The 18639-nt window shown below is 75.3% G+C and carries 14 protein-coding genes; 6 read left to right on the top strand and 8 right to left on the bottom strand.

Annotated elements, in window-relative coordinates; all coding sequences use genetic code 11:
* Positions 1 to 135: 135 nt before the first annotated feature.
* The 4 genes from ACIQKA_RS31380 to ACIQKA_RS31365 form a co-directional block, all read right to left on the bottom strand.
* Complete coding sequence (locus ACIQKA_RS31380) at positions 136 to 2331, bottom strand: bifunctional serine/threonine-protein kinase/ABC transporter substrate-binding protein (protein ID WP_402543051.1); 2196 nt, start codon at positions 2329 to 2331, stop codon at positions 136 to 138.
* Positions 2332 to 2337: 6 nt separating this feature from the next.
* Positions 2338 to 4470 carry a protein kinase domain-containing protein gene (locus ACIQKA_RS31375; RefSeq protein ID WP_391094408.1) on the bottom strand — a complete coding sequence of 711 codons (2133 nt, stop codon included), beginning with the start codon at positions 4468 to 4470 and terminating at the stop codon, positions 2338 to 2340.
* Positions 4471 to 5468: 998 nt separating this feature from the next.
* Complete coding sequence (locus ACIQKA_RS31370) at positions 5469 to 6317, bottom strand: hypothetical protein (RefSeq protein WP_383430415.1); 849 nt, start codon at positions 6315 to 6317, stop codon at positions 5469 to 5471.
* Between the two features lie 83 nt (positions 6318 to 6400).
* On the bottom strand, positions 6401 to 6817 hold the full coding sequence (locus tag ACIQKA_RS31365; RefSeq protein WP_383159298.1) for a winged helix-turn-helix transcriptional regulator: 417 nt from the start codon (positions 6815 to 6817) through the stop codon (positions 6401 to 6403).
* A 96-nt stretch (positions 6818 to 6913) separates the two neighbouring features.
* On the opposite strand from ACIQKA_RS31365, the gene ACIQKA_RS31360 reads away from it, so the two are divergent.
* Together ACIQKA_RS31360 and rarD are read left to right on the top strand one after the other, a co-directional pair.
* The gene (locus ACIQKA_RS31360) at positions 6914 to 7780 is read left to right on the top strand and encodes an NmrA family NAD(P)-binding protein (protein ID WP_402543050.1); all 867 of its coding nucleotides are present in this window, start codon (positions 6914 to 6916) and stop codon (positions 7778 to 7780) included.
* Positions 7781 to 7927: 147 nt separating this feature from the next.
* Positions 7928 to 8941: an EamA family transporter RarD gene (gene rarD, locus ACIQKA_RS31355; RefSeq protein WP_402543049.1), complete on the top strand. Its 1014-nt coding sequence runs from the start codon at positions 7928 to 7930 to the stop codon at positions 8939 to 8941.
* Between the two features lie 68 nt (positions 8942 to 9009).
* Here rarD and ACIQKA_RS31350 read toward each other — a convergent pair whose 3' ends face one another.
* Complete coding sequence (locus ACIQKA_RS31350) at positions 9010 to 10407, bottom strand: MFS transporter (protein ID WP_402543048.1); 1398 nt, start codon at positions 10405 to 10407, stop codon at positions 9010 to 9012.
* A gap of 99 nt (positions 10408 to 10506) precedes the next feature.
* On the opposite strand from ACIQKA_RS31350, the gene ACIQKA_RS31345 reads away from it, so the two are divergent.
* Genes ACIQKA_RS31345 through ACIQKA_RS31335 form a run of 3 tightly spaced genes read left to right on the top strand, consistent with a single transcriptional unit; the run spans position 10507 to position 12385 of the window.
* Positions 10507 to 10941: a winged helix-turn-helix transcriptional regulator gene (locus ACIQKA_RS31345; protein ID WP_383159291.1), complete on the top strand. Its 435-nt coding sequence runs from the start codon at positions 10507 to 10509 to the stop codon at positions 10939 to 10941.
* A gap of 60 nt (positions 10942 to 11001) precedes the next feature.
* A complete protein-coding gene (locus tag ACIQKA_RS31340) occupies positions 11002 to 11907 on the top strand; it encodes a nucleotidyltransferase domain-containing protein (RefSeq protein ID WP_383430407.1) in 906 nt (301 codons plus the stop codon).
* 10 nt (positions 11908 to 11917) lie between these two features.
* A complete protein-coding gene (locus ACIQKA_RS31335; RefSeq protein ID WP_383159286.1) occupies positions 11918 to 12385 on the top strand; it encodes a VOC family protein in 468 nt (155 codons plus the stop codon).
* 156 nt (positions 12386 to 12541) lie between these two features.
* Here the strand turns inward: ACIQKA_RS31335 and pcaB are convergent, their stop codons facing one another.
* The 3 genes from pcaB to ACIQKA_RS31320 form a co-directional block, all read right to left on the bottom strand.
* Positions 12542 to 14005 carry a 3-carboxy-cis,cis-muconate cycloisomerase gene (gene pcaB, locus ACIQKA_RS31330; RefSeq protein ID WP_383159284.1) on the bottom strand — a complete coding sequence of 488 codons (1464 nt, stop codon included), beginning with the start codon at positions 14003 to 14005 and terminating at the stop codon, positions 12542 to 12544.
* Complete coding sequence (locus tag ACIQKA_RS31325) at positions 14002 to 15969, bottom strand: FAD/NAD(P)-binding protein (protein WP_402543047.1); 1968 nt, start codon at positions 15967 to 15969, stop codon at positions 14002 to 14004. Before ACIQKA_RS31325 ends, pcaB begins: the two co-directional genes overlap by 4 nt.
* A gap of 365 nt (positions 15970 to 16334) precedes the next feature.
* A complete protein-coding gene (locus ACIQKA_RS31320) occupies positions 16335 to 16844 on the bottom strand; it encodes a DUF1203 domain-containing protein (protein WP_391094400.1) in 510 nt (169 codons plus the stop codon).
* Positions 16845 to 17216: 372 nt separating this feature from the next.
* Between ACIQKA_RS31320 and ACIQKA_RS31315 the strand changes: the two genes are divergently transcribed.
* On the top strand, positions 17217 to 18533 hold the full coding sequence (locus ACIQKA_RS31315) for a M28 family metallopeptidase (RefSeq protein WP_383430396.1): 1317 nt from the start codon (positions 17217 to 17219) through the stop codon (positions 18531 to 18533).
* Positions 18534 to 18639: the final 106 nt, after the last annotated feature.

Here is an 18639-nt window from a genome sequence, read left to right as displayed (position 1 = left end):
CACCAACTCGACACCGCCGTCCACCAACACGGCAAGGGCGACCTCACCCGACTCCTCACCGGCAACGACACCTGGACCGTCAACGACTGACACGAAGGTGCGGAAGGAGGGCGGGTCCTCGCGGGCCCGCCCCCCTCACGTCCTCTTCGTCCTCTTCGCCTCCGCCACCGCCGCGTCCGCGAAATCCCCCAGGAAGTGCGGCTTCCCGTTCCTCACCTGCCAGAGGAAGAGGCCGACGAGGCTCGCGGCGACGCTCTCCCTGCCCGCCGAGGAGTAGGTCTTGGCGAGACCCTTGTAGGGGGTCTGCCGGAGGCCGTTGGAGACGCCGGAGGCCACCGACTCGGAGTGGTTGCCGACCGTCGTGCCCAGTGCCTGGAGCGTCCAGTTGACGGCGTCGTACGCCTCCGTGGCGTACGGGTCGACGGGGATGGTGGCGGGCAGTCCCCAGCGCTTCCGGTAGGCGGCGGCGAAGGCCTTCGCCTTCGGGAGGCCGTCCGGGTCGACGTGGGACGTGCCGAAGTACCAGCCCTCGGCCGCCGGGCCCGCGAGGTCGAGGAACTCCTGCGCGAAGGGCTGTTCGATGCTGCCGCAGGGGCCCCGGAAGCCCTGGTCGCGCAGGGCCAGGGCGCAGAGGGCGGCCCGGCGCGGTGAGGTCCCCACGTACATCACGCCCTGCGGGTCCGTCGCGAGGGCGTCCCGTACGGCGGCGGCGAAGTCCTCGCTGTCCGCCTCGACCGGGTGGGAGGTCGCCCGTCCGCCCTGGGCCTGCGAGGGCGGGGTCTTCTTGAGGCTGTTGACCGCGAACCAGGTGGACCGGCCGCCGTCGCGGTCCTCCACGACGGCGGTGCGGACGACCTCGCGCTCGGAGAGGTAGCGGGCGAACGGGACGACCATCGAGTCCGGCGAGGGGCGGGGTTCGAAGTAGGTGCGCTTGGTGGTCTGGCCGTCCACCGAGATGCCGTTCGGGACGGCGGCGAGGACGCTCACCAGGGGGACGGAGTGGTCGACGAGTTCGGCCACGGCGGCGGTGACGCTCGGGACGGTCGTCGGGCCGACGACGCCGACGAGCCTCTCGTCCTTGAGGAGGGTGCGGGCGGCGGCCGTGGCGCGCGCGCCCTGACCGCCGTCGTCCAGCGTCCGCAGGACCACGTCGAAGGTGCGGTCCGGGCGGGCGTTGAAGGTCTCCACGGCCAGCCGGGCGCCGCGTTCCTGCGCCCGCCCGGCCGCCCTGGTGGGGCCGCTCAGATCGGTGAGGACGCCGATCGTGTACGCGGGGAGGGCGGCGCCCGTCCCCGTGCCCTTCCCGGCGGGGCCCCGGCCGAGGAGCCAGGCGGTCAGGCCGCCCGCTCCGACGACGGCCGCCGCCGAGCCGGCCGCCAGGACGCGGCGGCGCGAGACCCCCGTGGGGGCTTCGGGGGCCGCGAGCAGGGTCGGTTCGGGGGCCGGCAGGTCGAGGACGCGCGAGGACCGCTGCGCGATGAGCGCGGGCAGGCCGGGCGGCAGCCAGTCCCCCGCCGGTCCGCCGGCCTCCCCGAGGGCGGCTCGCACCTGCGCGGCCGTGGGGCGGGCCGCCGGGTCCTTCGCCAGGCAGGCCGCGACCAGGGGCAGGATCGTGTCCGGGACCCCGCGGAGGTCCGGCTCCTCGTGGACGGTGCGGTAGACGACGGCGGCCACCGCGCCCGTGCCGAAGGGGCGTTCCCCGGTGAGGGCGTACGCGAGGACGCAGCCGAGCGAGAAGACGTCGGCGGCCGGGCCGACCTCGTCCGCGGCGCCGACGCGGGCCTGTTCGGGGGCGAGGAAGCCGGGGGTGCCGATCATCGCGTCCGTGGCGGTCAGCGCGGTCGCCCCGGCGGAGCGGGCGATGCCGAAGTCGATGAGGCGGGGGCCGTCGAGGGCGAGGAGGACGTTCCCCGGCTTGACGTCCCGGTGGACGAGGCCCGCCGCGTGCACGTCGGCGAGCGCGGCGGCGAGCCGGGCGCCCAGGGCCCGTACGGTCGGCTCGGGCAGGGCTCCGTGCAGCCCGACGGCCTCGGCGAGCGAGGGCCCGGGGACGAACTCGGTCGCCAGCCACGGCTCCCGGGCCTCCGGGTCGGCGCCGAGGACGCGGACCACCCAGCGGCCGGTGATCCGCCCGGCGACCCGGGTCTCGCGGCGGAACCGCTCCCGGAATCCGGGGTCGGCGGCGTGCTCGGCGCGGATGATCTTGAGCGCGGCGAGCGTTCCGCCGGCGGTACGGGCGAGGTAGACCACGCCCATGCCGCCGGCGCCGAGGCGGCCGAGGAGCCGGTGGCCCCCGATCGAGGACGGGTCGGTCCTGCGGAGCGGCTGCACGGGCGGTCAGGCCTTCGGCCGGTTCTGCGGGGTGGAGGGCGCGACGCCGAGCGACTTGTAGGCGCCGTTCTGCACGCCGTGCACGAACGTGCCGACGCCGGCGAGGTCGCCGTACTCGTCGAAGGAGTAGCCGCCCATGGCGCCCACGTACCTCTTCGCCCGGAGCTGCGCCCAGAGGCCCTTGCGGGCCGGGGGCCTGCCCGCCTTCGCGTTCGCGGCGAGCTGGTCGAGGACCATGTTGACGACGTCGTACGACTCGCCCGTGTAGTACGCGGGAGGGGCGCCGTAGCGCTTGCGGTGCGCGGCGACGAACGCGACGGCCTTCTGCCGCTCCCCGGCGTCGATCTTGGTGTCCTTCTCGCGGGTCAGGGGGTCGAGGACGGGCGCGCCGAAGAACCAGTTCTCGGCGGCGGGCCCGGCCTCCTTCAGGAAGGCGGGCCCGAAGGGGTGCTGGCCGCCGAACCGGGGCCCGGTGAAGCCGAGTTCGAGGAGGGCGCGGGCGGCGAGGACGGCGGTCCCGCGGACCCCGCAGTGCACGTACGCGTCCATGCCCGCGTCGATCATCTCGCCGAGGATCCGGCGGTAGTCCCGGGCGCGGGCGGGCACGACCCGGTAGAGCGGCTCGATCTTCGCCTGTCCGAAGCCGAACTGGACGCCGCGCACGAGGAGCCAGCTGTACTGGTCGTCCGTGCGCTCCTGGAGGACTCCGGGCTTCCTGATGGTGGGCAGGAGCGTGACGGTGTACGCGAGGTACGTGCCGCCCATGGGGTGGTTGGGGACGGCCCGGAGGACCGTGACGTTGGGCGGGCTCTGCTTGTCCCGCAGGGTGAACAGGTTGAAACCGGCCGAGGTGGTGAGCAGCGGGAGGCCGGCCTCCTCGAAGGCGGGGAGCGCGGCCTGTCCGGTGGCGTCGGAGGTGGGGCCGAGGACGGCGACGACGCCGGGGTCGGTGGTGAGCCTGCGGGCCGCTTCGAGGGCGGCGTTCCGGTCGCCCCGGTCGTCGGAGACCGCGAGTTCGAGGGCGAACGGCTTGTCCTCGCGGGCGTTGAACTGCTCGACCGCGAGGCGGGCGCCGCGCTCCTGGGCCCGGCCGATCTCCCTGGCGGGGCCGGAGAGGTCGGCGAGGACGCCGATCTTCCAGGCGGTGCGGGGAGGGGGGTTCTTGCCGTCGTTCCCGCCCCCGTCGCCCCGGAGGGCCGACCAGGCGGCGACGGAGCCGCCGCCGACGGCGAGGGCGGCGGCGCCGGAGGCGAGGAGCAGGAAGCCGCGTCTACTGTGCTTCGGCGGCCGGGCCGGGCCGGTGCCGGACGCGGTCGCGTCGATCTCGGGCAGGGCGAGCATCCGGGCGGAGCGTTCGGCGATGGTCCGGACGACGGGGGCGGGCAGCCACTCGGCGGCGTCGCCGGGGGCGTCCTCGACGAGCCGTACGCCGATCCCGGCGGCGGTCGGCCGGGCGGCGGGATCCTTGGCGAGGCAGGCCCGGACGAGGTCGAGCAGCCCCTCGGGCACGCCGGTGAGGTCGGGCTCGTCGTGGACGGTCCGGTACAGGAGGGCGTCCGGGGCGCCGGTGCCGAAGGGCGGGCGTCCGGTCGCCGCGTACGCGAGGAGGCAGCCGAGGGCGAAGACGTCGGCGGCGGGGCCGACGGCGTCGGCGCGGGCCTCGGCCTGCTCGGGGGCGAGGAAGCCGGGGGTGCCGACGACCATGTCGGTGGCGGTGAGGGCGGTCTCGCCGGTGGAGCGGGCGATGCCGAAGTCGATGAGGCGGGGGCCGTCGACGGCGAGGAGGACGTTCCCCGGTTTCACGTCCCGGTGGACGAGGCCGGCCGCGTGCACGGCGGCGAGGGCGCGGGCGACGGACCGGCCGAGGAGGCGGACGCTGCGCTCGGGCAGCGCGCCGTGCGCGGTGACGGCCTCGCCGAGGGAGGGTCCGGCGACGAAGGCGGTGGCCATCCAGGGCTCGGGGGCGTCCGGGTCGGCGCCGGTGACGGGGACGGCCCAGGGGCTGGAGACCCGGCGGGCGGCCTCGACCTCGCGGCGGAACCGGGCCCGGAAGTCGGGCTGGTCGGCCTGGTCGGCGTGGGTGACCTTGACGGCGGCGAGCTCGCCGTTGGCCGTACGGCCCAGGTAGACGACCCCCATGCCACCGGCTCCGAGCCGCCCGAGCAGCCGGTAGCCGGCGATGAGGGAGGGGTCGGAGGGGAGGAGGGGGTGGAGGTCGCCGGGGGTGGCCCTTGCGGGGTTCCCCGCGGGGGGCCCGGCCGGGTGCGGGGGCCGGTGTTCCTGGTGCCCGGCCCCGGGCGGGGTCGGCCGCCCGACACCGGAGGGGGTTCCGCCGTGGGCTCCGTCCCCGGTCCCGGGCGGGTTCCGGGGGTCGGCGGCGAAGGGGGCTCCGCCGTGGGCTCCGTCCCCGGTCCCGGGCGGGTTCCGGGGGCCGGCGGCGGGCGGGGCCTGGTGGCCGGGCCCGGACTCGGCCGTGCCCTGGGGGCGCCGCCTGGGTCCCGGCCGGGCCGGGACGCTCGGCAGGGGTCCGATCCGGGGATCGCGCGGCGGCCGGGGCCCGGCCCCGTCCCCCGGCTCACGACCGTCCTGCGACTCCTGGCCGACGCCCGGCTCCGCCCCTCGGGCGCCTTCCGGTTCGCCGGTGTTCTCCGGCGCGCGGCCGGTCTCCGACGCGCGGCCGGTCTCTGGCCCGCGGTCGTCGTCCACCTCCCGGGCGTCCTGCGGCCCGTGTCCGACACCCGGCCCTGCCGCACGGCCGTCCTCCGGCGCGCGGCCGGTCTCCGGCCCCCGGGCATCCGTCGACGCACGGCCGTCGTCCGCCTCCCGGGCATCCTGCGGCCCGTGGCCGACACCCGGCTCCGGCACCCGGGCGCCTTCCGGCGCGCGGCCGGTCTCCGGCCCCCGGGCATCCGTCGACGGACGGTCGTCGTCCGCCTCCCGGGCATCCTGCGGCCCGTGGCCGGCGCCCCGCTCCGCCCCCCGGGCGCCTTCCGGCGCGCCGGCATCCTCCGGCGCGCGGCCGGTCTCCGGCCCCCGGTCGCCCTCCGGCCCCGGGCGGGCGCTCGGCTCCGCCACACGGTCGCCCTCCGGCCCCCGGCCGGCCCCCGGCTGCCGGTCGTCCCTCGGGTTCACAGGGCTCATGACTGGACCTCCAGCTCGTCCTTGACGCGTTCGAGCATGGTGACGAGGGCCTGGACCTGGGCGGAGACGGTGCCGATCGTCGTGTCGGTCGTCTCCTCGCTGTAGCCCGGGGCGCCCTTGACGACGGTGGCGACGGTGACCTGGCCGATCCTCGACTGGTACCAGCCGTAGAACTGCTTCCCGGGGAACTCGTCGTTGTAGTAGCCGCCGCGCTCGCCGAGGGAGTCGGCGGCGGTGTAGTTGCCGCCGAGGCCGAAGGGGTTGCCGAGGGAGATGAGCTCCTTGATGCTCTCGCCGTCGCGGAGCCTCTGGTCCGGGCAGCGGAGCGCCTCCTCCAGGGTCCCGGCCATCTCCCAGTCGGCGTCGTCCTCGGTGCGGTGGACGGTGACGGTGGCGGCGACCCGGAGGGTGCCCCGGCCGTCGACGGCGGGGACCTCGCTGTAGGCAGTGACGCTGTGCAGGACGGTGGGGGGCCGGGTGCCGGTCTCCCACGAGCAGCCGTCCCCGAGCACGGGCCAGTAGTCGGGGTCGCTCAGGTGCGGGGTGCGCTTCACGTAGTCCGGGCCCCAGGCGTCGGGCCCCGCGACGACGGCGAGGGCCAGTCGCCGGGCGTCGGCGGCGGTCTTCGGCGCGCGTTTCGGGTCGGGGGTGAAGTCGAGCGCGGTGGGGGTGGGGGTGGGGGTGGGGGCCGGGGCCGTACTTCCCGGGGCCGACGCCCCGCCCGTACTCGCCCTGCCGCCGGGTTTCGCCCCGTCGTCGCGTCCGTCGGCGCACCCGGTCGCGATCAGCCCGCCCACCAGCACGGCACAGCAGGCGCGCAGCAGTCTTCGGTCCCCGTACGCCACAGTTCCCCCACGGTCCCTACCGGATTGCCCGAACGGCGATCAGATCGTACGACCTGACGGGTCAACCCACCGTGGCTACTACCTCATTGGGACAGAGCGGTGGCACTTTCGCGACGCGCCTCGTCGTACCGCTCGCGGGCCTCCTGGACCGCGGCGACCTGCCGCTCGCTCCAGTGGGCGAGCTCCCAGACCTGGCGGGCGGCCTCGGTGCCGAGCGGGGTGAGGGCGTAGTCGACGCGGGGCGGGATGACGGGCTTGGCGTCGCGGTGGACGAAGCCGTCCCGCTCCAGGGTCCGGAGGGTCTGGGCGAGCATCTTCTCGCTGACGCCCCCGATGCGGCGGCGCAGCTCGCTGAAGCGGTACGGCCGCTCCAGGAGGGACGCGAGGACGAGCACGCCCCAGCGGCTGGTGACGTGCTCCAGGACGGCGCGCGAGGGGCACATCTGCGCGAACACGTCGGGCAGCGGGGGCACCACACCCGCCTCTTCACTTACTCCCATGCCAGTACCTTACTTCAAAGTGGGCACTATCGAAAAGTTAGTGCCCGTCGTACGGTGAGCGCACAGCCCACCGCACCCCACGCAGAAGGAAGCACCATGAGCATCGTCGTCACCGGAGCCACCGGACAGCTCGGCCGCCTCGTCGTCGACGCCCTCCTCGGCTCCGTCCCCGCCGAGCGGATCGTCGCCGTCGTCCGGGACGAGGAGAAGGCGGCGGACCTGGCCGAGCGCGGGGTCGAGCTGCGGATCGCCGACTACGGCCGCCCGGAGACCCTCGCGGACGTCTTCGGGGCCGGCGACCGGGTACTGCTGATCTCCGGCAGCGAGGTCGGGCAGCGCGTCGCCCAGCACGCCGCCGTGATCGACGCGGCCGGCGCGGCGGGCGTGGCCCAGCTCGCGTACACCGGAATCCTCGGCGGCGACGACGCCAACTTCGAGCTGGCCGCCGAGCACAAGGAGACCGAGAAGCTGATCCTCGCCTCGGGCCTGCCGTACACCCTGCTCCGCAACGGCTGGTACAGCGAGAACTACACCGCCAACCTCGCCCCCGTCCTCGCCCACGGCGCCGTCGTCTCCAACGCGGGCGAGGGCCGGATCGCCTCCGCCTCCCGCGCCGACTACGCCGCCGCCGCGGCCGCCGTCCTGACCGGCCCGGCCGAGGAGCACCTGGGCAAGGCGTACGAGCTGAGCGGCGACACCGCCTGGTCCTTCGCCGAGTACGCGGCCGAGGTCTCCGCCCGGTCCGGCCGCGAGGTGACGTACACCCCCGTCTCCGCCGGGGCGCACCTGGAGATCCTCACCGGCGCCGGGCTCCCCCGCGCCTTCGCCGAGATCCTGGTCGACGTCGACCGGGCCGCCGAGCACGGCGCGCTCGCCCTGCGGACCGGTGACCTGACCCGGCTGATCGGCCGCCCGACCACCCCGGTCGGCGTCTCGGTCCAGGAGGCCCTGGACGCTTCCTGAACGCCGGAGGGCGCCTCCCGGGCCCTTCGCGGAACGGTGCGTGACCGTCATGACCGTATAGCGGTACGGGCATGACAACCCGCCCCGTGCGGCGCTACCGTCGACGCAACGGCCGGCAGGACGGCGCGGCACAGGGCGGGAGGTCCGGTGAAGACGGAGAACGAGGGACGAGCAGGCCTGCTCCACGGGATCGGCGCCTATGCCATGTGGGGGCTGGTCCCCCTCTTCTGGCCGCTCCTCAAACCCGCCGGGGCGATCGAGATCCTCGCCCACCGGATGGTGTGGTCCCTGGCCTTCGTGGGGCTCGCCCTGCTCGTCCTGCGCCGCTGGGGCTGGATGCGGGAGCTGGTGCGCAGCCCGCGCAAGCTCGGCCTGATCGCCCTCGCCGCCACCGTCATCACCGTGAACTGGGGCCTCTACATCTGGTCCGTGAACACGGGCCACGTGGTCGAGGCCTCCCTCGGCTACTTCATCAACCCGCTCGTCACCATCGCCCTCGGCGTCCTCGTCCTCCAGGAGCGGCTGCGCCCGGCGCAGTGGGCGGCGGTCGGCATCGGCTTCGCGGCCGTGCTCGTCCTCGCGGTCGGGTACGGGCAGCCGCCCTGGATCTCGCTCGTCCTCGCCTTCTCCTTCGCGCTCTACGGCCTGGTGAAGAAGAAGGTCAACATCGGGGGCCTGGAGTCGCTGGCCGCCGAGACCGCCGTCCAGTTCCTGCCGGCCCTCGCGTACCTGGCCTGGCTCGGCGGGCGGGGGACCCTGGCGTTCGGCTCGCACGGCGCCGGCCACACCGCGCTGCTCGCCGCCACCGGCCTGGTCACGGCGATCCCGCTGGTCTGCTTCGGCGCGGCGGCGATCCGCGTCCCGCTGTCGACGCTCGGCCTGCTCCAGTACCTCGCGCCGACCTTCCAGTTCCTCCTCGGCGTCCTCTACTTCCACGAGGCGATGCCGCCGGAGCGCTGGGCGGGCTTCTCCCTCGTCTGGCTGGCCCTGACGATCCTCACCTGGGACGCCCTGCGGACGAACCGGCGCAGCCGGGCGGCGATCGCGGCGGCGACGGCGGCGGGAGCGGCCGGGGCGGCGGGGACGGCGGGAGCGGCCGGGGCGGCGGGGACGGTCGGGGCCGCGGGGACGGTCGAAACCTCGCCCGCGACCGGACGCTGACCGCCGACGACCGCGCGCCCCGGCCCCCCGGACGAGAACTCCGGGGGGCCGGGGCGCACCCGGGGCGTTCAGACCACGGCGTCGGCCGGGGCCTCCGGGGCCGGGGCGGCCCCGGGGCCACGGGATCGCCGCACCCCCGTGGCGGTGATCACCGTCCCGACGCCGACCATCACCAGCGGGACGACGAGCGCCGCCCGGAAGCCGTCGAGGCCGCCGCCGGAGAGTCCGTGCACCGCCGTCACCGCCGAGATGCCGACGGCCGAGCCGAACTGGGTGGCGGTCGTGAGCAGCCCGCTCGCGAGCCCCTGCTCCTCCCCCGCGATCCCCTCCGTGCCCACGATGGTGAGCGGCCCGTACGCGAGGGCGAAGGCGAGGCCGGTGAGCAGCAGGGTCGGGAACATCGCGGCGTACGACCAGTCCGGGCCGACCGGCAGGAACAGCGCGTACGAGACGACGGCGAGGACGAATCCGCCGAGGATCACCCGGGCGTTGCCGAAGCGGGCCACCAGGCGCGGGGTGAGGGTCGGGGCGAGGATCGCGTCGCAGCCCATGACGACCAGGGCGAGCGCGGTCTCCAGGGGCGACCAGCCGCGCAGCTCCTGGAGGTAGAGGGTCGCGACGAACTGGAAGCCGAAGAAGGAGCCGACGAAGAACAGGGCGCCCAGGTCGGCACGGAGGACCGAGGCCTCGCGGAGGATGCCGAGGCGGACGAGGGGGGCGGCGGCCCGGCGCTCGACGGCGACGAAGACCCCGGCGAGGCCGAGCCCGGCGGCGAGCACGGCGGCCGTGAGCGTCCAGCCGTCGAGGCCGTGCTCCAGACGGACGACGCCGTACGCGAGGAGGAGCATCGCACCGGCGGCGGTGAGCGCCCCGGGGAGGTCGAAACCGTCCTGCGGGCGGGCCGGGCGCGGCTCCTTCGGGATCAGCCGGAAGGCGGCGGCGAGGACCCCGGCGGCCAGCAGGACGGGGGCGAAGAAGACCCACCGCCAGCCGAGCTGGGTGAGCAGCCCGCCGATGACCAGACCGAGCGAGAAGCCGCCGGCGGCGGTGCCCGCGAAGATGAGCAGGGCCTGGTTGCGCTGCGGCCCCTCCTCGTACGAGGTGGTGATGACGGACAGGGCTGCCGGGGTCATGAAGGCGGCGGCGACACCGGTCACGAAGCGGGCCAGGATCAGGGTCCAGCCCTGGTCGGTGAGGCCGCCGAGGCCGGAGAAGAGCAGGAAGACGGTGAGCCAGCCGAGGAACATCCGGCGCCGCCCGAGCAGGTCGGCGGCTCTGCCGCCGAGGAGGGTGAAGCCGGCGTAGCCGAGGACGTAGGCGGACATCACCCAGGCGGCGGTTCCGGTGGTGAGGCCGAGGTCGGCGCGGATGGCGGGCACGGCGACGGCGAGCATGGCGACGTCGATGCCTTCGAGGAAGATCGTCCCGCAGAGGACGAGGAGCAGGCTCCGGGCGCGGAAGGACACAACTGTCTCCAGGGCAGGGCGGGTTGGAGGGGCCGGTTACGTTCGGGAGGGCCGGTTCCCTCTTGTAACCACCTGCATCCTGCGGGAGCATCGGGTGCCATGGAAGAAGGCACTTCGAAGTCACCGAGTCACTGCGAGGGAACCCACGGGCCCGCGGGGGACACCGACCCCTTCCAGTGGGACACCCGCGAGGACTGCGAGGTCCGGCAGATCCTCGACCGGGTCGCGGACAAGTGGTCCCTGCTCGTCATCGCCCTCCTCGACCGCCGCGTGCTGCGCTTCACGGAGCTGAAGCGCGAGATCGACGGCGTCAGCCAGCGCATGCTGACCGTCACCCTGCGCCAGCTGGAGCGCGACGGTCTGGTGAAGCGCACGGTCCACCCGGTGGTCCCGCCCCGCGTGGAGTACGAACTGACGCCCCTGGGCGGCACGTTGCACGTCACGATCCGTTCCCTGGTGACCTGGACCGAGCAGCACCAGAACGAGATCGCGGCGGCGCGGGAGGAGTACGACGCGAGGGAGTCCCCGGTGTAGGGCGCCGGGGCACCGGTAATCGGGTGGCGGGCGGCGGTCCGTCTCCGCAGACTGGCCCGCATGGAACGCCTGAGGGAGATCGCGACCCGCCTGTCCGGGGTCGAGGGGGTCGTCGGGGTGTGCCTGGGCGGCAGCCGGGCGCGGGGGACGCACACCACGGACTCCGACTACGACCTCGGCCTGTACTACCGGGCGCCGCTGGACACCGCCGCCCTGCGCCGGCTGGCGGCCGAGCTGACCGGCGGCCCGGTGGAGGTGACCGAGCCGGGCGGCTGGGGGCCGTGGGTGGACGGCGGCGGCTGGCTGACCGTCGACGGGCACCACGTGGACTGGATCTACCGCGACGTGGACCGGGTGGACCGGATCCGGCGGGAGTGCGAGGAGGGCCGCTTCGAGATCGGCACCCAGCCCGGCCACCCCCTGGGCTTCTACTCGCCCTCCTACGTGGGCGAGTTGGCGCTCGGCCGCGTCCTGGCCGATCCCTCCGGCGAGCTCCGGGACCTCCGGGAGCGGTGCCGCGCCCACCCGGACGCGCTGCGGGTGGCGCTCGTCGAGAACGCGCGCTGGGAGGCGCCGTTCGTCCTGGCCTGCGCCCGGAAGGGAGCGGTGCGCGGGGACTCCTTCTACGTGGCGGGCTGCCTCTTCCGCGCGGTCGGCCTCCTCGTCCAGGCCCTGCACGCGCACGCGGGGAGCTGGGTGCTGAACGAGAAGGGGGCGGTGCGGGAGGCGGGCGGACTGCCCTCGGCACCACCGGACTTCGCGGACCGGGCCCACTCCCTCCTCGCCTCCCTCGGCACCGCCCCGGACACGCTGGCGGCGGCGCTGGACGCGGCGGACGCCCTGACCGCCGAGGTGTGCGGGGCGCTGGCGGAGCGGCCGTTCCGGCGGGACCCCGCCCCGGTGGAGAAGAAGGACGTTGCGGCGGAAAGGGCCGTTCCGGTGGCACCGGGGAGGCGGGGGCGTTAGAACCGGTGGCATGAGACCCCTGCACTGGAAGCTCGTCGTCGACGCCACGGACCCGCACGCGCAGGCCGCCTTCTGGGCCGCCGCCCTGCGCTACCGGGAGGAGGACCACAGTCCGCTCGTGCGGCGGCTGCTCGGGACGGGGGCCGTGCCCGAGGAGGTGACGACCACCGTGCGCGGGGGCACGGAGGACGAGCGGCTCGGCTGGCGCGACCTCGCCGCCGTGCGGCACCCGGACGAGCCGTACGACGAGGACACCGACGCGGGCCTGGGCCACCGCATCCTCTTCCAGCGGGTCCCGGAGGCGAAGACCGTCAAGAACCGCCTCCACCTGGACCTCCACGCGGAGGAGGGCGCCCGGGAGAAGGAGGTCGCCCGCCTGATCGAGCTCGGCGCGACGGTCCTGCGCGAGGTGGACGAGCCGTCGGGGTCGTGGGTGGTCATGGCGGACCCGGAGCGGAACGAGTTCTGCGTGCAGTGAGGGCCCTTCCGGCCCGGCCCGCGCCGCGCGTGACCGTCCCCGGGGTGCCCCGCGCACCCCGGGGACGTCGCCGTGCCACCGGGGTGCGCGGGGACCGGCCCGAGGGCCGTTCCGCCGTGAACGGGCTTCTCCGTCAGGCGTGTCGGCGCCCCGGGCTCATCGGCCCGCCCCTCCCCCGGGGGAACCCTCGGGAAGGCCCCCGGGAGAGGCCCCGGGAGGGGCCAGCGCCCGGTCGGTGAGGACGCCCGCGGCGCCGGTGTAGGCCGCCGGGTCGAGCAGGCGGGTCAGCCGCTCCTCGCCCAGGCCCGCCGACGCGACCCGGTCGTCCGCCGCCAGGACGGCGACCAGCGGCCGTCCACCGGTCCGGGCCGTCTTCGCGGCCTCGGTCAGCACCTCCTTGGCCACCGCCTTGCCCAGCGCGCCGGCCAGATGGGCGGTGAGGCGTTCGGTGACGAGCTGCCCCCCGGTCAGCGCGAGGTTCGCCCGCATCCGCTCCGGGTCGGGCCGCAGCCCTCCGGCCAGCTCCACGGCGCACTCCGCGGCCCCGCCGACCAGCCGCAGCGCCTCGCGGAGCGGCTGCCACTCGGCGTGCCAGGCCCCGGCCGACCGCTCGTCCTCCGACACCAGGGACTGGGTGAGGCCGGCCGCCAGGTGCGGGACCTGGAGCGCCGCGCTGCGCATCAGCGTGGCCAGCACCGGGTTGGCCTTGTGCGGCATCGCCGAGGACACCCCGCGTCCCGCCGGGGCCGGCTCGGCCACCTCTCCGGTCTCGGTCCTGGCGAGCAGCTGGACGTCCACGGCGAACTTGCCGAGCGCGCCGGCGGCGAAGCCGAGCGCCGCCGCCAGGTCCGCGAGCGGCGTCCGCAGCACGTGCCACGGGAGGGCGGGCTCGACGAGTCCCGTCTCCTCCGCGTACGCGGCCACCAGCCGCCGCACGTACTCCTCCACGTCGGTCATCCCGGCGTCCACGGCGGCGTACTCCAGGTACCCGGCCAGGGTGCCCGCGGCGCCGCCCAGCGCGACGGGCAGGCCCTGGTCCCGCACCCGCCCGAGGCGGTCGCGGGCGTCCAGGACCAGCCGCCGCCAGCCGGCCGCCTTGAGGCCGAACGTCGTCGGGACCGCCTGGAGCGCCAGGGTCCGTCCCGCCATCGGCGTGTCCCGGTGCTCGCCCGCCAGCCGCGCCAGCGCGCCGGCGCAGGCGTCCAGGTCGTCGCAGACCACGGTCAGCGCGCGCCGGGCCACCAGCATCGCCCCCGTGTCGAAGACGTCCTGGCTGGTCGACCCCCGGTGGACGTACTCGGCGGCGGCCGGGTCCTGCCGCGCCACCACCGCGGTGAAGGCCGACACCAGGGCCACCACGGGGTTCGCGGTCTCCCGCGCCGCCAGTGCGACGGCCCGCACGTCGAGCTCCTCCGCGCGCGCCAGGCGCGTGATGGCGGACGCCGCGCCGTGGGGCACGGTGCCGAGCCGCGCCTGCGCCCGCGCGAGCGCGGCCTCCGCGTCCAGCATCGCCTGGAGCCAGGCCACGTCGCCGACGACGGCCTCCACCGCGCTGCCCGCCCGCACGGGCGAGAGCAGCCCCAGGTCCGCCACCCCGTGGGTGGCCCCGTCCGGCGTCACGCCGGCACCTCCGTCAGCGCGTCGTCCGAGGGGTCGTGGGTGCGGGCGTGTCCCAGGGTCAGCGCCGCGCGGGCGATGGCGTCGGAGTCGCCCAGCGTCACCGAGTCCACGCCGGGCCTGATCCCGGCGGCGGTCACCCAGTGGACGCCCTCCGTCGGCACCCCGTACGCGAAGCGGCGCGGATGGGCCGCGCCCCGGAGGTCCACCACCCGGTAGGGGCGGTCCGTCACGGCGAGTCCGCCCGTCTCGTGGTCGCCGGACGCCGAGGGCACCCGGTGCGGCCGGGCCTGGCCGACGGCGAGGAGCCGGCGCAGCAGCGGGTCGGCGGTGCGCCGCAGGTCGTGCTCGGGGAGCCGGGCCTCGACCAGCGTCGTGGCCCGCACCACGGGTCCGGGCACCGCGTCCGACCAGGCCGTGAAGGCCGGTTCGGGGCCGGCGTCGTCCAACTCCACCCGCAGCCGCGGGCCGAGCACGTCGAGGACGCCCGCCTCCATCAGGGCGCGCATCTCCTCGATCCGGGAGGGCGGCGGCCCGATCGACAGGAAGGCGTTGAGCGGCGTGTACCAGCCGTCCAGGTCGTCGCGGTGCGAGGCGCCGTCCAGGCCGCGGTGGTCGACGGCCAGCCGGATCTCGTTGCGCAGGTCGCGCAGGACGTCCAGCGCCGCCTTCACCGGGCCGTCGACGTTGCCCTGCCGGGCCGACGCCAGGTCGTCGGCCAGGTGCCGGAGCAGCCAGGCCCTGAAGGCGGTCCGGTCGGCGAACGCCGCCCGGTCGTAGGGTCTGGCCACGCGGTCCCAGTCCCAGCGCAGTTCCCCGGGGACGGCGTGGCGGTCCAGGACGCCGGCCTCCTCGCCGGGGCCGCTCGCGGCCAGGTAGGCGTCGGTCAGCGCCGCCCGCTCACCGGCGCGTCCGAGGGTCGCGATCAGCGCGCCGTAGTAGACGCTCTCCACCTCCTTCGCGATCAGGGGCCAGAGCTGCCGGCGGAAGTCCAGGCCCCGGTCGCCGCTCTCCTTGCGCAACTGCTTGATCATCTGTTCGGTGAGCAGGCGGGGCATGTACCGGCCGTGGGCCCCCTTCTGGTTCTCGCCGCGCGCCGAGTACGGGACGCCGCGCCGGGATCCGGCGTACAGCCGCGGCTCGTCGCCGGAGGGCACGTACACCAGGGAGTCCGTCGCGTCGCGGACGAAGCGTCCGCCCCGGCCGGTCGTGAACAGGGCCGTGTAGTCGAAGAAGTTGAGGCCGAGGCCGCGCAGGACCACCGCCGAGCCGGGCGCGACGCCCGTCAGGTCGACGTCCGCCGGGTTCGCGGGCCGCAGGTAGCGCAGCCCGTGCCGCTCCGCCGCCCGCGCCGTGTCGTCCTCCTCGCGGGAGGGGCGCGCCTCCACGTGTCCCTGGGCGCTGATCACGGCGTCCAGGCCGTCGAGGACGGTGCCGTCCTCCAGCCACACGCGCTGCGGGCCGCCCGGCACCACGGCGTCGTCCAGGGACAGCGCCAGGCAGCGGTGCACCCGCACGGTCACGTGGCCGGGCGCGCGGGCGACGACGCGGTCGAACGCCTCGCATAAATAAGCCCCGTACAGCGCCCGTGTCGGGTAGCTGTCGGGGCCGAGGGCCGCCGCCTCCTCCCGTATCGGATCCTCGACGTCGTCCCGGCCGGCGCCGTGGGCGAGCGCGCGCGCCCACTCGTAGAGGCTGGGTCCGGTCTCGATCGGGCCGGCGACGTCGACGCTCTCGTCGGTGTAGACCGTCACCTGCGAGGCCACGGTGTTCATGAGCAGGTGCCGGGGCTGGTCGGTGCGCCACACCCGGCCGGCCCCCGCCGGGTACGGGTCGACGACGTGGACGGTCACCGCGGCGTGGCGGGGCGCGACGCGCTCGTTGGCGCAGATCCGTTCGAGGACGGACAGGCCGCGCGGCCCGGCGCCGATGACGCACAGGTGTGTCTCGCTGGCAGCGAATGCCATGGAAGGGACCTCCGGAGCAGGGAAGGGTGACAGGGGCGGAGGGACGAGGCGTCCCCGCCCTCGCGGAGAAGCGGCCCGCCACGGGTCACGCCCGTGGCACGCCGCCTTCCGACGAGCCTGCTCCGACAGGTGGGACGTGGTCCCGTCCGCGACGAACAGCTCGGTCACCGACACCGGTTGCCTCCCCCTGCCGGGACCGCCGTCGGATCCCGCTACCGCCGATCATCGATCGGGACGGCGCGCGGTCCGCCTCCGGAGCCCCGGCATGCCCGATTCGGCACCCGCAACGTCCGAGAAGGCGCTGTTGCGCGACCGGTGGGAACCGTGAACGGCGCTTCCCGGCCGCCGGGCCCGCGGTCCCCGCGTCAGGGGCGCCGGACCTCGAAGTGGAAGCAGCCGTACTCGACGGCCCGGACGTGGACCAGGGCGACGGCGGGGTCCGCGAAGGCCTCGTCGAGGGCCCGGTCGAAGCCCTCCGCGGGGTTCCCGGGGAGTTCCAGGAGCCGGCCGCCGACGATCCGGCCCTCCGCGTCGTACCGGCGGAGGGCGCGCAGCGCCCCGGGCCGCGCGAAGGGGTACTCCTCCGAGGGCGCGGGGCCCCCGCACTCCCCGGCGTGCACGAAGACGGGTCCCTGCTCGTCGTACGCGCCGGGTTCGGCGCCCGTCTCCGCCGCCCAGCGCCGCAGCGGCGCGTACGAGACGAGCGCGATCCGCTCGCCGGGGGCGGCGGGGCGCAGACAGCAGCGGAGGGGCTCCCCGCCCCCGGTGGCCGGGTACGGGGCGCAGGGGCGTCCGGCGTCGTCGACGGCGCGCAGTTCGGCGAGGGCGGCGGGCGGGACGGCCCGGGGGACGTGGGTGGTGGCGGAGGTGCGCATGCCTCCAGCGTCGTCGCGGCCCGGCCCGTCCACCGGCGGTATTCGGACCTGGAGTCCGGACCTCGACGGTGCGCGCACCCTCGCGGACCGGCGCGCGGAAGGGAGTCGGCGAAGGCCGCGGCAGACGTCCCCGTCCGGTGAGCGAACGCTCCTGACCGGTTTCCGCTCTTGACGTGAACACATCGCGTCACTGAACATTCAGCACGCACAACAGAACGCACGTGCCACGGAACACCCGCACGGCGGAACACCCGTGCGCCGCACAACCGAACACCGCACACGCACACGTACAGCTCCAACGCCTCGCGGCTCCCGAGCCCGGGGCGTCTCGCACGTTCCGTCCCATCCCCGTTCGGAATCCGGAGCCCCCACATGAACATCTCCGTGCCCAGACGCGTCACCGCGGTCGCCGCCCTCGCGGCGCTCGCCCTCGGCGGCCTCACCGGGACCAGCGCCACCGCCCGTCCCGCCGAGGCCGCCGGTGCCGCCGCCGCGCCCGACATCTCGCTCACCGCCGTCAAGCAGCACTTGACGGACCTCCAGTCCATCGCCACCGCCAACGGCGGCAACCGGGCCCACGGCCGCACCGGTTACAAGGCGTCGATCGACTTCGTGAAGGCGAAGCTGGACGCCGCCGGATACACCACCAGCCTCCAGACGTTCACCTCCAGCGGTGCCACCGGCTACAACCTGATAGCCGACTGGCCGGGCGGCGACCCGAACCAGGTCCTGATGGCCGGCTCGCACCTCGACTCGGTCTCCTCGGGCCCCGGCATCAACGACAACGGCTCCGGCTCCGCCGCGATCCTGGAGACCGCGCTCGCCGTGTCCCGCGCCGGCTACCAGCCCTCCAAGCACCTGCGGTTCGCCTGGTGGGGCGCCGAGGAGCTGGGCCTCGTCGGCTCGAAGTACTACGTCAACAACCTTCCGACGACCGAGCGTTCGAAGATCAAGGGCTATCTGAACTTCGACATGATCGGCTCGCCGAACCCGGGCTACTTCGTCTACGACGACGACCCGACGATCGAGCAGACCTTCAAGGGCTACTTCGCCGGCCTCGGCGTCCCGACCGAGATCGAGACCGAGGGCGACGGCCGCTCCGACCACGCCCCCTTCAAGAGCGCGGGCGTCCCGGTCGGCGGTCTCTTCACCGGCGCGAGCCGCGTGAAGACCAGCGCGCAGGTCTCCAAGTGGGGCGGCACGGCGACGGCGTTCGACCGCTGCTACCACTCCTCCTGCGACACCACGTCGAACATCAACGACACCGCCCTGGACCGCAACAGCGACGCCGTCGCCCACGCGATCTGGACGCTGTCCGCCGGTTCCACGAACCCGCCCACCGGCAAGGTCTTCGAGAACACCGCCGACGTGGCCGTCCCGGACAACGGCGCCGCGGTCACCTCGACGGTCAACGTCACCGGGATCACCGGCAACGCCCCCAGCGACCTCTCCGTCGGCGTGGACATCGTCCACACCTACAAGGGCGACCTGATCGTCGACCTCGTCGCCCCCGACGGCTCGGTCTACAACCTGCACAACCGCGCCGGCGGCAGCGCCGACAACATCGTCCAGACCTACACCGTGAACGCCTCCTCGGAGGTCGCCAACGGCGCCTGGAAGCTCCGCGTCCAGGACAAGGCCTCGGCCGACACCGGCTACATCAACGCCTTCAAGCTGACCTTCCCGTAACCACCGCGGGAAAGGCGGAGAAACGCCCGGGCGGGCCGGTGACCACAGCCCCCGACCCGCCCGGGGTCCCAACCGGGCCCGTGCCCGGCCGCGTCGCCGCCCGCCG

It is taken from the genome of Streptomyces sp. NPDC092045, from assembly GCF_044756005.1.
Taxonomy (GTDB): domain Bacteria; phylum Actinomycetota; class Actinomycetes; order Streptomycetales; family Streptomycetaceae; genus Streptomyces.
The sequence above is the reverse complement of the archived record's forward strand: the minus strand, read 5'-3'. Positions and strand labels throughout refer to the sequence as shown.